This is a genomic window from Actinotalea sp. (assembly GCF_041597215.1).
GTDB lineage: Bacteria > Actinomycetota > Actinomycetes > Actinomycetales > Cellulomonadaceae > Actinotalea.
Genome location: NZ_JBFHHB010000326.1, coordinates 1 through 2804, shown reverse-complemented (window position 1 = coordinate 2804; position 2804 = coordinate 1). Strand labels below are relative to the sequence as shown.

At 72.5% G+C, this 2804-nt stretch carries 2 protein-coding genes and 1 pseudogene; 1 reads left to right on the top strand and 2 read right to left on the bottom strand.

The window, feature by feature from the left end; genetic code table 11:
• Positions 1-341: 341 nt before the first annotated feature.
• Entirely contained in the window at positions 342-641 is a 300-nt protein-coding gene (locus ABWK99_RS15490; RefSeq protein ID WP_372595585.1) for a hypothetical protein, read from the bottom strand.
• A gap of 165 nt (positions 642-806) precedes the next feature.
• Here ABWK99_RS15490 and ABWK99_RS15485 point away from each other — a divergent pair, with 165 nt between their 5' ends.
• Positions 807-2384, top strand: a complete 1578-nt coding sequence (locus ABWK99_RS15485; RefSeq protein ID WP_372595584.1) for a DUF222 domain-containing protein — start codon at positions 807-809, stop codon at positions 2382-2384.
• A 207-nt stretch (positions 2385-2591) separates the two neighbouring features.
• On the opposite strand, the pseudogene ABWK99_RS15480 reads toward ABWK99_RS15485, so the two are convergent.
• Positions 2592-2804: pseudogene (locus tag ABWK99_RS15480) on the bottom strand (galactokinase); the annotation flags it as partial.

The following is a 2804-nucleotide window of genomic DNA, read 5'->3' as shown; positions in this document are numbered from 1 at the left end:
GTGGCCGCGGAGGCAGGTGTCGCGCTGGTGCTTCCTGCCGCGGACGGCAGGACGCCGACAGCGGACACGACCAGCGCTGCGGCGGTGGTGAGCGCGGCACGTCGCCAGGCGCTCGTGAGGAGGGGAGGGGTCACGGCTGCTCCAATATCGTCGTTGATACGGACGTGCGGAGGAAGGAACCAGATCAGGCAGCTGGATCCCCATATGTGCACGTGCACACATGGGGATCGCGAAGAGTTGTGAATGATCTGTGAACGTGCACACACTCACACGCCTGGAGCAGCCCGTCAAGCCCTGGGTCCCCAGCCGCGTGTGTGACCGGTCTCTGGTCTGGACCCCGACTACGCCGCAGTTCTCGGCGGCGTCGGCAGCAGCCCTCGGCGGATCAGATGCTCTCTCACCGTGGCGCTGCGGGTCCGCAGGTCGTAGGCGTAGTCCGTCCATGCCACCACGGCTGCCCGCCAGCGATCCTGGTCGGCGAGGCCCTGGGCCTCCTTCAGTCTGACTCCGTGCTCGGCGGTCGTCTCGTTCGCGAGGCGGGCCTCCTCCTCGAGCAGCGGCAGGAGGCACAGGAGCGCCCCCGTCTCCAGCTTCGAATACCTGGCGTCCACGGCCTGGCCGTCCTCTGCGTCGTAGCCCATGCGCGGAGGCTAGTGCGAGCACCTCCGCCGCGGGTAGGGAGCGGGGTGCAGCGCACGTCCACCTATCCCTCGTCGGAACTCCGTCCACAGCGTCGAGGGTCCCGCTCCCGATCGCCGTGCGATCTTCGTACGCTTGTTCGAACAGCGCGGCGAGGGGGTGGGGGCGTGGACTCTGCGGTCGACGCGCTTCGCGCGCAGGTGCGTGCGGTCCGTGCGGAGGTCTCCGCCTTGCTCGGACTCGACCCGGCTGTCGTCGACGGCGGCGAGGGTCCGGCTCTGCATGCGGAGCTCCGCGCCGCGGTCGACCAACTCTCGGTGTTCGCGGCGAGGCTGCTCGCCCGCGTCGAGGCGGACGGGCGCTGGGAGGCCGGCGGGGAGCGCACCTTCGGTGACTGGATGGCACGGCGCCACCACACCTCCACCGGCGCGGTGCGGCGGGAGGTCGCCCTGGGGCGCGCACTCGAGGAGTCGCTGCCGGGCGCAGCGGCAGCGGTCGCCTCGGGCCGGGTCTCGCTCGAGCATGCGCAGGTCCTCGCCCGGGTCGCACCCACGAGCCCGGCCCGTCTCGCGGCGCTCGCGGGTGACCGCCCCGAGGAGAACGAGGGCTACCTGCTCGCTCGAGCCGCGCTGCTTCCGGTCGACAGGTTCCGCGTCGAGGTGCAGCGCTGGGCCGCCCGCGTCGATGCCGCCGCCGCTGATCGGGAGCATGAGCTGGCCGCCGCCAAGGAGTACCTGACCCTGTCCCGCCGTGAGGACGGTGTGGCGGTTCAGGGATTCCTCACCCACGAGCACGGTGAGGTGCTCGCAACAGTGCTGCGGTCGGTCGCGGGTGTCCCCGCGGCGTCGGACGAGCGGTCCAGGGAGGAACGTCAGGCCGCAGCCCTGGTGGACACTGCTCGTCTCGTCCTCGACAGGGGCCTCACGGGTAGCGGTCAGTCGGTGCGCCCGCACATCACCGTGCACGTCTCCTGGGAGGCCATGCAGCGCCTGGTCCACGAGGCGGCTGAGGCGGACGGCGGTGGCGACTGTCGCGACGGCGGCGGCTGCCGCGACCGCGGCGACTGCCGCGACGGTGGTGGTGCCTGCGGTGGGGGTGGTGCCTGCGGTGCCGACGGTGCGGGCGGCACCTGCGGTGCCGACGGTGGAGCGTGCGCCGACCGCGTCGACAGGGCCGTCCCGGGCGAGAGCGTGGGCGCGGGTCCGGCCGCTGCCGTCCCGGACGTGCCTGAGCTCGCTGCGGGCCGGCCCCTCCCGCCGTCCGTCTTCGCACGGCTGGCGTGCGACAGCGAGGTCTCCCGCGTCGTCTTCGGGCCCGAGGGTGAGGTGCTCGACGTCGGTCGTGCGCGCCGCACGTACACAGGCCAGCAGCGTCGCGCGGTCATCGCACGCGATCGCTCGTGCCGGTACCCCGGCTGCGGCGCGCCGGTGACGCTCGGGGAGGTGCACCACGTGCGCTCCTGGGCCCACGGCGGAGTCACGTCGGTCGCGAACGGAGTGCTGCTGTGCTGGTTCCACCATGACTGGGTGCACCGGCGTCGTATCCGGATCCTCCGTCGCGGCGGAGGATGGGAGTTCACCAGGTCCGACGGGCGACCGATCGAGTCGCGGCCCGGAGCTGTGGAGGCGGTGCCGGCGTCGAGCGGCGAGAACGGGACGGGCAGGCCGCGCGTCGACGGGGGTGCGCCCTGGTGTGGACCTCCGGCTCCCGCGCTCTGGGGTGGGCCGGTCGGTCAGCCGTCATGAGCGGTGTAGCCAGGCGTGTCGCGCGCGCGGGTGTGCGCCTGCGCATGTGCGGGACTCGAGCGTGTCGCAAGTGTGACGCAGATCACAGGGTGAAGTTCTCAAGGTAGTCGCGGAACGTGCCGAAGAGACAGACATCAGCCCCACCGGACTCGTTCCGGGGGGGGCTGTTGTCGCGTCAGCAGTGCGTCACGTCATGGCGTGCGGGCCTCAGTCCCGCCCGGCGGGGGCCGCGGCCTGGGCGACGAGGAAGGCCGGGGCATGCCAGCCCCGCGAGGCGAACGCCTCGTCCACGGCTGCGGCGACACGGTCGACGTCGTCGACCCGCACGAGGGCGATCGCCGAACCGCCGAAGCCGCCACCGACCATGCGCCCTCCGAGAGCGCCGTGCGCGGCAGCCGTGTCCACCGCGACGTCGAGCTC